Here is a 15,752-nt window from a genome sequence, read left to right on the forward strand (position 1 = left end):
TCTCCGTGGTGTCTCGGGCGGTTTGCTGTCATGGTGTTCGGCTCGGCTGACGGCCCGCTGACCGCCACCTGACTACGCGATCGTGCGGTACTTGCGGAAGCTCAGGCCCCCGGCCAGTACCAGCGTGACGACCAGGGTGATCGCCACGACCACGCCCGGGTGCTGGGCGGGGAACCCGGTCTCGTCGACCGGGGTGCCCCACAGCCGGCGGACCGCGGTGGTCACCGAGCTGACCGGGTTCCACTCCGCGACCGGCCGCAGCCACACCGGCAGCCGGTCGGTCGACATGAAGGCGTTGGAGAGGAAGGAAAGGCCGAGCGTCGCCACCGCGCCGATGCCGTCGATCGCCTCGGGGTTGCGCAGCGAAAGGCCGAGCAGGATGCCGACCCAGATCATCGCGTAGAGGAACACGACGAGCAGGGCGAGCCCGCCCAGCAGCGGCAGGAACCCGGTGTGCACCCGGCCGCCGACGAGCAGGCCGGAGGCCACGGTGATGGCCAGGGCGATCAGGCCGACCACGAAGTCGCCGAGGGAGTGCCCGATCAGCACGGCGGGCCGGACGATCGGCAGCGAGCGGAACCGGTCGGTCAGGCCGCCGTTGAGGTCGGTGGCCACGGCGATCGCGGTGGGCGCGATGCCGGCCAGGCCGACCTGCATCAGCGCGGCCGGGAACAGGAACTCCGGGTAGCTGCCGCTGCCCGGCACGATCACCGCGTCCTTGAACACGTACCCGATCGCCAGCATGGTGATGAGCGGGTTCAGCGTGACCGCGAGCAGGCGGCCCGGGACGTTGCGCAGGTGGGTGAGGCGGCGCCCGGCGAGCGCCAGCACCTCGACCACGGCGTCGGACAACCGCCGGGAACCCGCCGGGGCAATCACACTCATTCGTCCTCCTCGGAAGAGCCGTCCAGTTCGGCGGCGACGATGCGGCCGATGGCGGCCTGGGCTTGCGGGTGCATCATGAATTCGTGCCCGCAGTCGATGCGGTGCGTCTTGATCTCGCCGTCGACGTACGGCGCCCACTGGCCCGGCCGCCCGGCGAGATCGTCCTCGGTGCGTCCCTCGGCCGCCAGGAACAGCAGCAGGCGCCCCGAGAAGCGGGCGGGCTCGTACCGGAGCGCGAGCTCGCCGTTGTTGGCCATCACGTCGAGCACCCGCGACATCCGGTCCTCGCCGATCCCGGCGAGCCGCGAGCCGCCGTGCCGCAGGACGTCGATGACCCCGGCCGCGGAAAGGCCGGTCCCGGCGAACTCGCCGGCGTCGTGGCCGAGGTGCTCGAGGAAGCTGACGAGCAGCTCGTGCCGGGTGGGCGGGGCCTGACCCGCCGCGTCGACCGGGAAGCTGTCCAGCACGGACAGCGAGCCGACCCGCTCGCCCGCTTCCTGCAGCTGCACGGCGATTTCGTGCGCCAGCAGCCCGCCGAAGGACCAGCCGAGCAGGTGGTACGGGCCCGACGGCTGGATCGCGCGGATCCGGGCGGCGTACTCCTCGGCGACGTCCTCGACGCTGACCGGCAGCTCGCCGCCGGAGCCGATGTTCGGCGACTGCAGCCCGTACATCGGGCGGCCGGGCTCGAGGTGCTGGACGAGCCCGAGGTAGGGCAGGCTCAGCCCGAGTCCCGCGTGGATGCAGAACAGCGGTTCGCGGTCGCCGTCCGGCCGGATCGGCAGCACCGGCGCGAACGGGTCGAGCACCTCGCCGCCGTCACCGTCGTCGCCGGCCCCGGCCAGCGCGGCCAGGTGCTCGACGGTCCCGTGCGTCAGGACGTCCGCCACGGTGAACCGGAGGCCGGCGTTGCGGGCCAGCGCGACCAGCCGCACCGAGAGCAGGCTGTTGCCGCCCAGGGCGAAGAAGTCCGCGTCGACGCCGACCTCGGGCAGGCCGAGCGTCTCGGCGAAGGCCAGCCGCAGGACCTCTTCGGCGCGCGTCTGCCCGTCGGCCTTGGTGCTGGGCGCGGGCAGCTTCGCGTGGTCGAGCTCGCCCGCCGCCGTCAGCGGGACGGCGTCGATGGCGACGACGGCCGAGGGCACCGCGAAGTCCGGCAGCTCCCGCGCCAGGTGCTCGCGCAGGTCCCCGGTTTCGCCGCGGGGCACGACGTAGGCGACGATCCGGTCGTCGCGGACGACGACTTCGGCCGCCGCCACGCCCGGGTGCCGCAGCAGCGCGGTCTCGACCTCGATCGGCCGGACGCCGAACCCGCGGGCCCGCACGGTGCCGGCCACCAGCTCCAGCCGGCCGTCGAGCCGGCGGCGGACCAGGTCGCCGGTGCGGTGCATCCGCGCCCCGGGCACGAACGGGTCCGCGACGAACCGCGCGGCGGTATCGCCGGGCCGGCCGGCGTAGCCGCGGGCGAGGGCCGGGCCGGCGAGCCAGAGCTCGCCGTGGGCGCCCGGCGGGACGGGCCGCAGCGTTTCGTCGAGGACGTAGGCACGGGCCGGCTGCGGCAGGGTGCCGGGTTCGGCCGGTCCGGTGAGGCTGCGGTAGTGCGAGTGGACTTCGGCGCCGGCGCGCTGGAGCCGCTCGGTGAGCGGGGCAGCCAGCGGCGGGCCGGTGACGATCAGCCGCACGCCGGCGAGGGCGTGTTCGTGCCGCGCCGCGAGGGCCCGCACCTGGTGACCGCCGGCGAACAGGACGGCGGCGAGGTCGCCTTCGAGCAGCTGCGCGAGTGCGGTGGCGTCGCCCCCGGTGAAGTGGACGGAGCAGCCGGCCGCCAGCGCGGCGAGCGTGGCGGGGACGGCATCGGGCCGCCCGGCCACGATGACGCGGCTGCCGGTCGGCATGGATTCGCGCAGGGCGGCGACCGACTCGGCGAGGGCGCGCCGGGTGAGGATCGTGCCGTCCGGCAGGTGCGCGGCCGGGTGGCCGGGAGCCGCCGGGGATCCGCCTTCGATCGCCGCCCGGCCGCTCGGCGAGCGACCGTCCCCGGAAGCCGCCGCTGCGGTGCCCGGGCCGGCGACCTCGATCACCACGCCGGGCTCCTCCGCCGGGTCGGCCAGCCGGTACGCCGCCCCCGCTTCCAGCGCCGCGAGGACGTGGACCACGCGTTCCGCCGGTGACTCCGCGGCGATCGTCACCGTCCACTCCGGACCGACCCCGGCCGCCGTCAGCTTCCGGGCCTCCGTCGTCACGCGGCGGCGCAGCTGGGCGTGACTGAGCCGGCCGTCCGCCCCGATCAGGGCCGGGCCGCGGGTGTTCCGCAGCGTGGGCAGCTCCGCCGGCTCCTCGGTGACCGGCGGCGCGAGCGGGCTCTGCCCGGCCGGGGTCTGCAGCTCGATCCGGCTCAGCGGCAGCTCCGGGTCCGCCGCCACCGCCGCCAGCAGCCGGTTGAGGCGGGTGGCGAGCAGCTCCGCCGTCTCCGGGGTGAACAGGTCCGCGCAGTACTCGATGCTGCCTTCCAGGCCGCCCTCGCCCGGGCGCTCGCCGAGCTGGAACGTCAGGTCGAACTTGAACTTCGCGCCCGTCGCCGGCAGGACCTCCGGCCGCACCCGCAGGCCGCCGATCGTGAAGCGCGGGTCCGGGACCTCGTAGTACGACAGCATGACCTGGAACAACGGCTGGCGCGCCAGGGACCGCGCCGGGCGGGCCATCTCGAGCAGCAGCTCGAACGGCAGGTCCTGGTGCGCGTACGCCTCGAGGTCGGTGTCCCGGACGCGGGCGACGAGCTCGGCGAACGTCGGGTTGCGGCCGGTGTCGGTGCGCAGCACCAGCGTGTTCACGAAGAACCCGGCGAGGTCGTTCGTCACCTCCTCCGAGCGGCCCGCGACGAGGCTGCCCAGCGGGATGTCCGTGCCCGCGCCGTGTTTGGTGAGCAGCGCGGCCACCGCCGCCTGCACCACCATGAACACGCTGGCGCCGGACCGGCGGGCCAGCGCGGTCAGGGCCTGGTGGACGGCCGGCGGCACGTCGAAGCCGACCGAGCCGCCGCGGAAGGCGGTGGCGCCCCGGCGCGGGAGGTCCGTGGGCAGCAGCAGCTCCTCGGGCACGCCGTCGAGCGCGTCGCGCCAGTACTGCCACTCCTGGTCCGCCACCTGCCGGTCGTCGAGCAGCTCGCGCTGCCAGACCGCGTAGTCGGCGTACTGCGCGGGCAGCTCCGCCCAGCCGGGTGCGGTTCCCCGCACCCGCGCGTCGTAGGCGGTGGCCAGGTCGCGAGCCAGGACGTCGACGGACCAGCCGTCACCGGCGATGTGGTGCAGGACGAGCAGCAGGACGTGCTCGTCCCCGGTGCGGTACAGGGTGGCCCGTAGCGGCCGGTCGGTGGCGAGGTCGAACGCGCGGCCCGCCTCGGCTTCGAGGGTGGCGGTGAGCTCGTCCCCGGCGACCGGCCCGGCGGCGAGCAGCGTGCCCGGAGCGGGCGGGAGCACCCGCTGGTACGGGACGCCGTCGACGTCGGGGAAGACCGTGCGGAGGATTTCGTGCCGCTCGACGACGTCGTCGAGCGCGGCCGCGAGGGCCGCCGGGTCGAGGTCGCCGCCGAGCCGCACGGCCAGCGGGATGTTGTAGCCGGCGCTTTCGAGCCGGTTGAGGAACCACATCCGGGTCTGCGCGTGGGACAGCGGGATCCGGTCCGGGCGTGCCAGCTTCCGGAAACCGGCGCCCGCCTGGCCCGCGGAGACGAGCCGGCCGGCGAGGCGGCTCACCGTGCGCGCTTCGAACAGGTCCCGGATGGACAGTTCGGCGTCCAAAGCGGACCGCACCCGGCTCACGACGGAGTTCGCCAGCAGGGAATGCCCGCCGATGACGAAGAAGTCGTCGTCGATGCCGACTTCCGGCACGCCGAGGACGCCGGCCCAGATCTCGCACAACGTGGCTTCGACCGGGGTGCGCGGACCGCGGGCCGTGCTGCCGGTGTGCTGTTCCGGGGCGGGCAGGGCCTTGCGGTCGACCTTGCCGTGCGCGGTCAGCGGGAAGCGGTCGAGGACGAGGTACGCGCCCGGGACCATGTACGCCGGCAGCTGCGCGGTCGCGTGCTCGCGCAGTTCCGCGGCGGTGACGGCACCGGAGACGTAGCCGACGAGGCGCCGCTCGTTGCCGGTGCCGTGCACGGTGACGACCGCTTCGCCGACCGCGGGGTGCGCGGCGAGGCAGGCTTCGATTTCGCCGAGTTCGATGCGGTGGCCGCGGATCTTGACCTGGAAGTCGCGCCGCTCGACGAACTCCAGCTGGCCGTCCGCGCGCATCCGGACGCGGTCGCCGGTGCGGTACATCCGCGTCCCCGGCTCGCCGAAGGGATCCGCGACGAACACCGCCGCGGTCTTGGCGGGATCGCCGACGTACCCCCGGCCGACCACCAGGCCGCCGACGAACAGCTCGCCGACCGCACCTCGCGGCACCGGGCGCAGCTCGTCACCGAGCACGTACAGCCGGGAATTCCGCACCGCGTGGCCGATCGGCACCGCCTCGGTGCCGGACCGGATCACCGCGTGCGTCACGTCGTCCGAGCACTCGGTCGGCCCGTAGGCGTTCACCAGGGGCACGTCCGGGAACCGGGCGAACCACCGCGCGCACAGGTCCGGCGGCAGCGCCTCCCCCGTCACCACGAGCCACCGCAACCCCGAGACGTCCGGCGGCCCGGCCAGGTCCCAGGAATCCAGCGCCGCCCGCAACAGCGACGGCACGACCTCCAGCACCGAAACACCCTCGGCCCGGATCAACCCGAACAACGCGTCCGGGTCCGCCGCCACGACCCGCGACACCACCCGGACCCGGCCGCCGACCAGCAGCGGCGCCAGCATCTGCCACACCGAAACGTCGAAGGTCACCGGAGCGTTCTGCACCACCACGTCCGACGCCGCCAGGCCGAGGTCTTCGACCTTCGCCAGGAGGTGGTTCACCATCCCGCGGCGGTGCACCATCGCCCCCTTCGGCCGGCCCGTCGAACCCGACGTGAAGATCACGTACCCCAGGTCCAGACCGGCGTCGCCGCGGGAAACCGGCGCCCACTCCCGGTCTTCGGCGTCGTCCAGGACCACGATCCCGGTGCCGCCGCCGGCGATTTCGGCCGCCAGGTCCTCGAAGCCCGCGCCCACCACGACGGACGTGGCGCCGGAATCCACCAGCAGCCCGGCCAGCCGGGCCACCGGCAGCGTCGGGTCGAGCGGCACGTAGGCCGACCCGGACCACAACACGCCCAGCACGGCCGTCACGAATCCGACTCCGGGGTCGGCCAGGATCCCGACCACGCCGCCGCCCAGCCGGCGGGACAGGGCACTCGCCCGGCCGGCCAGCGACGCGTAGGAAACCCCCGCGCCGCCGTCGGCCACCGCCGGCGCGTCCGGCGAGGCCAGCGCGATGTCGCAGACCCGCGACACCACGTCGGCGCCGACCGGCCCGGTGGCACCGGCACCGCGCTCCAGTTCGCCCTCCGGCACCACGTCGATCGCGCCCAGCGTCACCGAAGGATCGGCGAGCGCGGTGTCGAGCAGGTGCCGGAACATCCGGGTGACCAGGCCGATCCGGCCGGCGTCGAACGCCTCGGGGGCGTGGTCGAAGCGGAAGGCGAGCTCGCGGCCCGGGTTCACGACCAGGCTGAGCGGGTAGTGGCGGGAGTCCTCGGTGACCGCGTCGAGCACGCGCACGTCGTCACCGAGGAGCACCTCGGTGCCCTGGTCGTCGGCGGGCACGTTCTCGAACACGATGGCGGTGTCGAACAGCTCGCCGGTGCCGGCGAGGCCGGGGACGTCGTTCTGCACCTCGGCCAGGCCGACGTGCTGGTAGGCCGACATCGTGGCCTGCTGGTCGCGCAGGGAGACCAGGAGCTCGTCGAGCGTGCCCGCCGGGTCGAGGTCGGCCCGGACCGGCACGGTGTTGATGAACATCCCGACCATCGTCTCCACGCCGGGCAGCTCCGCCGGGCGCCCGGAGGTGACCGAGCCGAACACGACGTCGCGGCGGCCGGTGAGCCGGCCGACCATGATCGCCCAGCAGGCCTGCACGACGGTGTTCAGCGTCAGCTCGTGCCCGCGGGCCCACGCCACCAGCTCGGCGGTCTCGTCGCGGGTCAGCACCAGCTCGGCCGACGCCGGCACCGCCGTCAGGTGGCCGTCGAGCTCCGGCGCGACCTTCGTCGGCTCGGTGAGCCCGTCGAGGACCTCGCGCCAGGCACGCCGGGCTTCCTGCTCGTCCTGGCGGCCGAGCCAGGCGAGGTAGTTCCGGAACGGCGCCACGTCCGGCAGCGCCGCCGCCGGGCCCGCGGTGTAGAGGGTGGCGAGCTCGCGGATCAGGATCGGCACCGACCAGCCGTCGGTGGCGATGTGGTGGGCGGTCCAGAGGAACCGGTGGCGGCCCGCGGTGACCTTGATCAGGGTGAACCGGACCAGCGGCGGGTGCGCGAGGTCGAACCGGCGCTCCCGGTCCTCGGCCGCGAGCCGGCCCAGCCGTTCCTCGCGTTCGGCCTCAGGCAGCGTCGAGAGGTCGAGCTCGGTCCACGGCAGGGCGACGTCGGCGGCGATCAGCTGCACGGCGTCGCCGCCGCGGCGGTGGCGGAAATAGGCGCGCAGGGTGGCGTACCGGCGCAAGAGCGCGGCGCACGCGTCGCGCAGCGCGTCGACGTCGAGCGGGCCGGCGAGGTCCGCGGTCGCCTGCACGGTGTAGACGTCCACACCCTCCGGGTCGAACTCCGAGTGGAACAGCAGACCCTGCTGCAGCGCGGAAAGCGGCCAGGCGTCCTCGATCCGGCCGCCCTCCGGGGCCAGCTCCCGCAGCTCCTCGGCGGTCAGCTCGACCAGCGGCCCGTCGGCGACGGCGACGACCTCCGCACCCGGCTCGCGGACCGAGACCTGCTCGGCGATCGCGGCCGGCGTCCGGCGCTCGAGGATGTCGCGCGGGGTGAGCTCGATGCCCGCCGTGCGCGCCCGGCCCGCCACCTGGATGGCGCTGATGCTGTCGCCGCCGAGGGCGAAGAAGTTGTCGTCGATGTACACGCGCGGCACGGAAAGGACTTCGGCGAGGATGTCGCAGACGACGGTCTCGACGGTGTTGCGGGGACGGCGGCCGACGACCTCGGCCCGGAAGTCCGGGGCGGGCAGTGCTTCGCGGTCGACCTTGCCGTGTTCGGTCAGCGGCAGTTCGTCGAGCACGACCAGCGCCGAGGGCACCATGTAGTCCGGCAGCAGCTGCTGGGCGGTGCTGCGCACGGCACCGGCGTCGATCGGGCCTTCGCCGTCGACCCCGATGAGGTAGCCGGCGAGGCGCTTGCCGCCGTCGGCGTCGGTGAGCACGCGCACGACGGCGTCCAGGACGCCGGGCACGGACCGCAGGACGCTCTCGATCTCGCCGAGCTCGATGCGGTGGCCGCGGATCTTGACCTGGAAGTCGCGCCGCTCGACGAACTCCAGCTGGCCGTCTTCGCGCATCCGGACGCGGTCGCCGGTGCGGTACATCCGCGCGCCGCGGCCGCCGAACGGATCCGCCACGAACACCGACGCCGTCCGCGCGGGATCACCGACGTAACCCCGGCCGACGACCAGGCCGCCGACGAACAGCTCGCCGACCGAACCGGCGGGCACCGGGCGCAGCTCGTCCCCCAGCACGTACAGCCGGGAATTCCGCACCGCGTGGCCGATCGGCACCACGTCGACGGCGCCCCGGATCACCGCGTGCGTCACGTCGTCCGAGCACTCCGTCGGGCCGTAGGCGTTCACCAGCGGCACCTCGGGGAACCGTGCCGACCACCGCGCGCACAGGTCCGGCGGCAGCGCCTCCCCCGTCACGACCAGCCACCGCAGTCCCGAGACATCGACGGACCGCCCGGCCAGGTCCCAGGAGTCCAGCGCAGCCCGCAGCAGCGACGGCACGACTTCCAGCACCGAAACACCCTCGGCCCCGATCAAGCCGAACAACGCGTCCGGGTCGGCCGCGACCGCCCGGGAAACCACCCGGACCCGGCCGCCGACGAGCAGGGGCGCCAGCATCTGCCACACCGAGACGTCGAACGTCACCGGGGCGTTCTGCACCACCACGTCCGACGACCGCAGGCCGAGGTCCGCCACCTTGGCGAGCAGGTGGTTCACCATCCCCCGCCGGTGCACCATGGCCCCCTTGGGACGGCCCGTCGAACCCGACGTGAAGATGACGTAGCCCAGGTCCAGACCGGCGTCGCCGCGGGGAACCGGCGCCCATTCCCGGTCTTCGGCGTCGTCCAGCACGACGACCTCGGCACCGCCGCCGGCCGCCGCGACGACCTCGGCCGCCACCTCCTCGAACCCGGCGCCCACCACCACGGCGTTCGCGCCGGAATCGGCGAGCAGCCCGGCCAGGCGGGCCACCGGCATCCCGGCGTCCAGCGGCACGAAGGCGGCGCCCGACCACAGCACCCCCAGCACGGCCGCGACGAACCCGGCGCCCGGGTCGGCCAGCACCCCGACCACGCCGCGGGACGGGAGCCGGCGCGACAGCGCGCTCGCCCGGCCCACCAGCGACGCGTAGGAAACCCAGGCGCCGCCGTCGGCCACCGCGGGCGTTTCCGGCGAGGCCAGCGCGATGTCGCGCACCCGCGACACCACATCGGCCCCCACCTCCCCGGCGGCACCGACGCCGGAGGCCAGCAGCTCGCCGAGCTCGTCCGCCGACACGACGTCGACCGAGCCCAGCACCGCCGCGGCGTCGGCTTCGGCGAGGCGGCCGACGAAGCCGGCGAGCCGCTCCAGGTGGGCCGTGACGCCCTCGGCGTCGTAGAGGTCCGGGTTGCCGTTCAGGTGGATTTCGATGATGTCTTCGGTGACGTCGAGGACGGTCAGCGAAAGGTCGTTGGTGATCCCGGTGGACAGGTTCATCACGCGCGTGTGGCAGTCGCCGAGCCGCAGGCCGGGCTCCGGCGGCAGCACGTTGACGAACGGGCCGCCGAACGGGCGGCGCTCGTCGCTGCGCACACCGATGTCCCGGCGGATCTGGTTCACGTGGTAGCGCTGGTGCTTGAGGGTCGCGGCGAGCTCGCCCGACGCCTGGGTCAGCAGTTCGGCCACCGTCGTCTGCGGCTCGACGACCATCCGCAGCGGCAGGTAGTTCGCGACCATGCCCGGGGTCGCCCGCGAGCGGACGCCCGCGCGCGCCGCGACCGGGACGGTCAGCAGCAGGTCCTTGATGCCGGACAGCCGTTGCGTGTAGGCCGCCATCGCGGCGATGAAGAACGTCGGCAGGGTCACCTTCGCGCCCGCGGCCGCCTCGCGCACGGCCTTCGCCGTCTCCGCGGGCAGGGTCATCGTGCGGCGCAGGAAGCCGCGGGCCGGCGCCGGTTCCTTGCCGGACAGGCTGACCAGGTCGGGGGTGGTGCCGAAGTGCCGGCTCCAGAACGCCTTGTCGCGCAGCCGGTGCGGGGAATCCTGGTAGGCGAGGTCGGCGTCCAGCAGCAGCCGGAACGGCGGCAGCGCGCTGCGCCCCGGGTCCTCCCCCTTCAGCAGCGCGTTGTAGAGCTCGCCGAGACGGCGGTGGCAGATCGCCGCGCTGAAGCCGTCGCCGATCAGGTGGTGGGTGGTGAGGTACCAGAAGTGCCGCTGCGCGCCGACCTTGATCAGGGCGCCGCGGAACAGCGGGAAGTCTTCGAGGGAGAAGGGGTGGCGCATGTCTTCGTGCATCCACTCGAGCGCGGCGGCCTCCGGGTCCGCGGCCGCGGTCACGTCGGGGTAGCGGATCGGGAGCTCGGTCAGCGGCTCGATGAGCTGCCGCGGTTCGCCCTCGACCTCGACGAACCGGGCGCGGAAGCACTCGGCTTCGTCGGCCAGCGCCCGCAGCGCCGCCCGGAACACGTCGACGTCCAGCGGGCCGGTGATGTCCAGGTAGTCGGCCATCGCGTAGGCGAGGCCGCCACCGGAGAGCTGTTCGTCGTACCAGACGTCGGTCTGTGCGGTGGACAGGGGCAGGAACGCGTCGACCGCGGTCATCAGGGCACCTCGAAGAGTGTTTTGGCGTACGGGGATTCGTGTTCGGCACCGTCGAACAGCGCTTCGGGGCCGTAGTTGTCCTTCACCCACTGGTCCTGGTAGATCGTGTCCAGGTAGCGGTCACCGAGGTCGGGCGAGATCACCACCGCGGTGGCCGCGTCGTTCTCCTCCAGCCAGCCCAGCGCGCCGGCCAGCACCATGCCGGAGCCGCCTCCGAGCAGGAAGCCGCGCTGCGCGAGCCGCCGGCACGCGCGGATCGCGGCCGCCTCGTCGACCCGCACCAGGTCGTCCACCAGGGACATGTCGATGACCGGGAACCGCACGCTGGTGCGGACCGCGGTGCTGCGCCGGGCGGCCCGCGGCCCGGGGCCGACGCACTCGACGGCCACGATCCGCACCTGCGGCCGGACCTGGCGCAGGTAGCGGGCGCACCCGGTGAGGGTGCCGGCCGAACCGACGCCGACGAAGAGCACGTCGAGGTCCGGCACCGTGCGCAGGATGTCCGGGCCGGTGGAGCGGAAGTGGGCCATCCAGTTGCCCGCGTTGGCGTACTGGTCCAGCCAGGTGTAGCCGTCGTTCTCCGCGCACAGCCGGCGCACGAGCCGCAGGCCCGCGGCCGGGTCGGCGGCGACCAGCACCTCGGTGCCGAGGTTCTGCATCAGCTGGCGGGTGAGCAGCGTGCTGCGCGGGTCGGTCACGCAGACGAACCGGTACCCGCGGCTGGCCGCGACCAGGCTCAGCGCCACGCCGAGGTTGCCCGACGACATCTCCACGATGGTCGAGCCCGGCCGCAGCACACCCGCGCGCTCGGCCAGCGTCACCATTTCCAGTGCCGGCTTGAGTTTGCTCGACCGCGCGAAGTTGAAGCCTTCGCACTTCATCAGGACCGGCCGGCCCACGACGTGGCGGAGGTCGACGTACAGGTCCGTGACGTCGAACTCCTCCGGCCTCGTGATCACCTGCACGACGTACCTCCGGACGACGATTCCCCGGTGTGCGCGGCGAAGGGGTCGCCGCGCCCGACCTTTCCCGCGATCAGGCCCTGGAAGAGGATGAGCTTCTGGATGTTTCCGGCGCCTTCCATGAACTCGACCCCGCGCGCGTCCCGGACGAGCTTGTCGAGCACCGCGTGCTCCCAGCGGGCGCGCGGCCCGAAGAAGCCGCAGGCGGCGAGGGTGGCCTCTTCGGCCAGACGGCAGGCTTCGGCCTTGGCCGCCGAGGCGAGGTGGCCGCGCGAGCCGTCGGCGTCGACCTCGACGGCGGACAGGTGCACGAGGTGGCGCACGCTTTCGATGCGGTGGCCCAGCGCGGCGAGCCGGTCGCGCTCGGCGCGGTCGAGCCGGAGCCGGCCGGCGAGCACGTAGTCGTGCGCGGCCGCGGCGATGCCGACCGCGATCGCGGCGACGCCGGGCCGCAGCCGGTTGAAGGTCTGCACGCACGCCCACATCCCGCGCCGCGCGGGCGAACGGTCCCGGCCGAGCACGCGCTCGGCGGGCACCGCCACGCCGTCCAGCGTCACCTCGCAGATCCGGGCGGCGCGCAGCCCCAGGGTTTCGATCGGCTCGGCGTGGTACCCCGGGTCGTTCGTGTCGACCAGGACCGCGGTGACGCCCAGCGGGCCGGTCCCGGTCCGGGCGAACACGACGCCCAGCGCGGCTCGCGCGGCGTTGCCGACGTACTTCTTGCGGCCGTCGAGCCGGTGGCCGCCGCCGTCCGCCGGGGAAAGCGCCGTCTCCAGCGCGGAGGCGTCGGATCCCCGGCCGGGTTCGGTGAGCGCGAAGAACGTCCACGTGGGACGTTCGAGGAGCCGGCCGTAGAACCACTCCTTCTGCTCCCGGTCGGCCAGCACGTCGACGAGCACGCCGGACATCGAGGCGCCGGGGCTGGCGAGCATCAGGCCGGCGTCGCCGCGGGCGAGCTCTTCGAGCACCACCACCCGCTCGATCGCGGTCATGCCGTGGAAGCGGTGGGCACCGAGGTGCAGGCCCGCGCCGCCGTACTCTGCCGGGACGAGCATGGTGGCCAGGCAGCGGACCCCGGCCAGGTCCAGGTGCGCGCCGGCGCCGTCGGGTTCGAGGTCCAGGCCGGCGCCCGCGATGCGGAACTCCGCGCCCCACTCGCGGGCCGCGTCCCGCAGCGTCCGCAGCCGGTCGTCGAGCAGCGTCGCCGTCACGCCGCGACCTCCGGGGTGTAGGCCCCGGCGAGCAGCTCGGAGACGTCGGCGACCTCGCCGGCGCCGCCGCGGGCGAATCCGGCCGCGCCCAGCAGGCGCAACAGCGTCCGGTCCGTCTCCGTGAGCCGGTTGTGCAGATAGGACAGTGCGGCCGGGGCCGCATCCTGCGCGGTCAAGGTCGCCCGCACCTGGAGCTGGCCGGTCAGCGCCTCGGCGACGGCACCCTGGACCAGCTGACGGCGCAGCAGCGTCGTGTCCCCGCTCTGCCGGCCGCCGAGGTAGCCGAGGGCCGTGTCGAGCAGGGCGCCGGACAGGCCCAGCCGCAGCCACACCGACCCGGTCGCCAGGATCGGGTCGGTGGGGCCCGCGGGCCGGGAGGTACGGGCGAGGACCACGGCGCCGCCGGGCAGCTGCGCCGTCCGGACCACGAGCACGTCGCCGTCCACCGGCCCGGCCGGCAGGACCGCGGCACCGCCGGCACCGAACGCGGACCCGCCCGCCGGCCGCGCCGCGTGCAGCGCCGCCAGTGCCGGGGCCATCCCTTCCGCCCGCGCGATGTCGTGGCACCGCAGCCAGGTCGCCGTGATCGGCGGCGAGATCGTGGTCATCGCTCAGGCGGCCATTTCTGCCGAAACGAACCGGGCCAGCGAACCCACCGACTCGAAGTGGCTCATTTCCAGGTTCTCCGCGTCGAATTCGATGCCCAGCGCCTCTTCCAGCTGCATCAGCAGTTCCAGCACGCCGGTGGAGTCCAGGCCGGCGTCCGCCAGCCGGGTCTCCGGGCCGAGGTCGGTCACCTCCGCCTCCAGCACGGATTCGAGTGCGGCGCAGATCCCCGCGACGACGCGGTCGTCCAGGACCTCCGTCGAGTTCGCCACGGTTTCCGTCACAGTGCTCACCATTCCCTTCATCAAGACAGCAGCCATTACCCACGGGCCCGGATCCGGGCCTCGAGTTCTTTTCCGGTGGTCCGTCGGTCAGCCGGCGACGACCCGGTCCAGCAGGGCGAGGCCGCGCGCCTCGCGCCGCCGCAGACCCCGGGACGTCCGCAGCGGGTCCCAGCCCGGTTCGCGTTCCGGGAGCAGCTCGGGATTCCCCAGCGGCCCCTCCGCGAGCACCGGCTTGCCGAGGATCGTCGACGCGCACAGGGCACCCCCGGTGGCGCAGCCGACGATGCCGCCCCCGTGCAAGATGCTCTGGCCGGTCAGGTAGAGACCGTCGACCCCCGAACCGATATCGGGTCGTTGCCCGACGCGGCCCCACGTCTGCAGGCCGTACGCCGATCCGCCGGTCGAAAGCGTGTAGCGCTCCTGGGTCAGCGGCGTCGACGTCTCGACGTGCACCAGGTTCGCGCGGAACGGCCCGATCGCCGCCTCGGCCAGGTCCAGCATCTGCTCGGTCAGCCGGTCCTTGGCGCCGACGTAGGCCGGCTCCCGCCGGTACCGGGCGCCGTGCGCGGGGCCGTCCGTGAGTCCCCAGGGTGCGTACCCGGGCGGGCAGGCGGTCATGATCTGGAAGTTCGTGTGCCCCGGCGGGCACGCCGCGCCCGGCACCGGGTCCTTGAGCGAGGCGAAGGACAGGAAGGCGAACGGCAGTTCGTCGAGCCGGCCCGCCTCCACGTGCGCGTAGGCCGCGTCGACGTCCTCGTTCGGCCAGTACCAGATGTTCGCGCCGGGCAGCGGGAGTTCCTTGTCGAGCGCGACGTAGCAGACGGCCAGCGGCAGGCGCATCGTCGCTGTCTCGGCGCGGCTCACCACGGAGTCGGGCAGGTTTTCCCGGCCTTCGCACAGTTCCAGGACCGTGCGGCAGTAGTCCGCATTGGACACCACGACCGGCGCGCGGTGGACCGAGCCGTCGGTCAGCCGGACACCGGAGACGCGGCCGCGGTCGATCAGGATCCGGTCGACCCGGGTGCGGGTGAGCAGCGTGCCGCCGTGCGACTCCAGCAGCTCGACGAACGACGCGGCGATCACCTGCCCGCCGCCCTCCGGGTAGTAGGCGCCGCGGAGGTAGTCGTCGAGCATCATCGTGTGCGCGATGACGAGCGTGCTCGCCGGGGCCGAACCGTAGTTGCCGGACTGGGCGGCCAGCACCGTCCGCGCCCGGGCCGACAGGCCGCAGTGGTCGAACAGCTGCGCCAGCGTCCGGCGGCTCCAGCGCAGCATCACGGCCGGCACTTTCGCACCCGGGCCCGCCGCGAAGGCGGACTGGCGGCACGCCTGCGCGATCGCCGAGCAGATGCCGATGTACCGGGTGATGCCCTCGGCCTCCGCGGGCAGCGCGGCCCGCAGCCGGTCGGCGTAGCGGTCCCACCCGGCCGGCACGTCCACCGTGACGCTCGGCAGCACGATCCGGTCGAACCCGTCGGGGTCCATCGGGTGGAAGCGCACGCGGTCGCCGAGGCCGAGCCCGGTGAGCACCCGCGGCAGCAGGCCGTCCGGTCCGCAGTCGCCGAGGTAGTGCACCCCGACGTCGAACTGGTAGGCCCGCCGCCGCCGGAACACGTGGCTGTTGCCGCCCGCGACGTCGTGCTGTTCGAGCACGAGCACCCGCATCCCGCTGGCGACCAGGTATCCGGCGCACACGAGGCCGCCGATCCCGGATCCCACCACGATGGCGTCCCAGCGACCGGCGGCCGTCTCTTCTGTGTCCACGCCCCGACGCTATGCCGGAGCGGTGACCTCGGGCTGACCGCGCGCTGACAA

7 protein-coding genes are annotated in these 15,752 nt (G+C 73.9%); all 7 read right to left on the reverse strand.

The window, feature by feature from the left end; genetic code table 11:
• Positions 1-72: 72 nt before the first annotated feature.
• Entirely contained in the window at positions 73-885 is an 813-nt protein-coding gene (locus C2L59_RS10550; protein WP_233223396.1) for an ABC transporter permease, read from the reverse strand.
• Positions 882-10,874: a non-ribosomal peptide synthetase gene (locus tag C2L59_RS10555; RefSeq protein ID WP_103349349.1), complete on the reverse strand. Its 9,993-nt coding sequence runs from the start codon at positions 10,872-10,874 to the stop codon at positions 882-884. Before C2L59_RS10555 ends, C2L59_RS10550 begins: the two co-directional genes overlap by 4 nt.
• A complete protein-coding gene (locus C2L59_RS10560) occupies positions 10,874-11,839 on the reverse strand; it encodes a pyridoxal-phosphate dependent enzyme (protein ID WP_103349350.1) in 966 nt (321 codons plus the stop codon). Before C2L59_RS10560 ends, C2L59_RS10555 begins: the two co-directional genes overlap by 1 nt.
• Positions 11,830-13,047 (reverse strand): acyl-CoA dehydrogenase family protein, encoded by a 1,218-nt coding sequence (locus C2L59_RS10565; protein WP_103349351.1) that lies wholly within the window; start codon positions 13,045-13,047, stop codon positions 11,830-11,832. The genes C2L59_RS10560 and C2L59_RS10565 overlap by 10 nt, the downstream gene beginning before the upstream one ends.
• Positions 13,044-13,655, reverse strand: coding sequence for a hypothetical protein (locus C2L59_RS10570; RefSeq protein WP_103349352.1), 612 nt, complete (start codon positions 13,653-13,655; stop codon positions 13,044-13,046). The genes C2L59_RS10565 and C2L59_RS10570 overlap by 4 nt, the downstream gene beginning before the upstream one ends.
• A gap of 3 nt (positions 13,656-13,658) precedes the next feature.
• A complete protein-coding gene (locus C2L59_RS10575) occupies positions 13,659-13,949 on the reverse strand; it encodes an acyl carrier protein (protein ID WP_233223397.1) in 291 nt (96 codons plus the stop codon).
• A 75-nt stretch (positions 13,950-14,024) separates the two neighbouring features.
• Positions 14,025-15,701, reverse strand: coding sequence for an NAD(P)/FAD-dependent oxidoreductase (locus C2L59_RS10580; RefSeq protein WP_103349353.1), 1,677 nt, complete (start codon positions 15,699-15,701; stop codon positions 14,025-14,027).
• Positions 15,702-15,752: the final 51 nt, after the last annotated feature.

The organism is Amycolatopsis sp. CA-128772 (genome assembly GCF_002904295.1).
Taxonomy (GTDB): domain Bacteria; phylum Actinomycetota; class Actinomycetes; order Mycobacteriales; family Pseudonocardiaceae; genus Amycolatopsis.

What these genes read in the sequence shown, in the direction of transcription:
- C2L59_RS10570 (WP_103349352.1), bottom strand. Translation starts at nt 13,655, where the DNA reads ATGACCACGATCTCGCCGCCGATCACGGCGACCTGGCTGCGGTGCCAC.
- C2L59_RS10575 (WP_233223397.1), bottom strand. Translation starts at nt 13,949, where the DNA reads ATGGTGAGCACTGTGACGGAAACCGTGGCGAACTCGACGGAGGTCCTG.
- C2L59_RS10550 (WP_233223396.1), bottom strand. Translation starts at nt 885, where the DNA reads ATGAGTGTGATTGCCCCGGCGGGTTCCCGGCGGTTGTCCGACGCCGTG.
- C2L59_RS10555 (WP_103349349.1), bottom strand. Translation starts at nt 10,874, where the DNA reads ATGACCGCGGTCGACGCGTTCCTGCCCCTGTCCACCGCACAGACCGAC.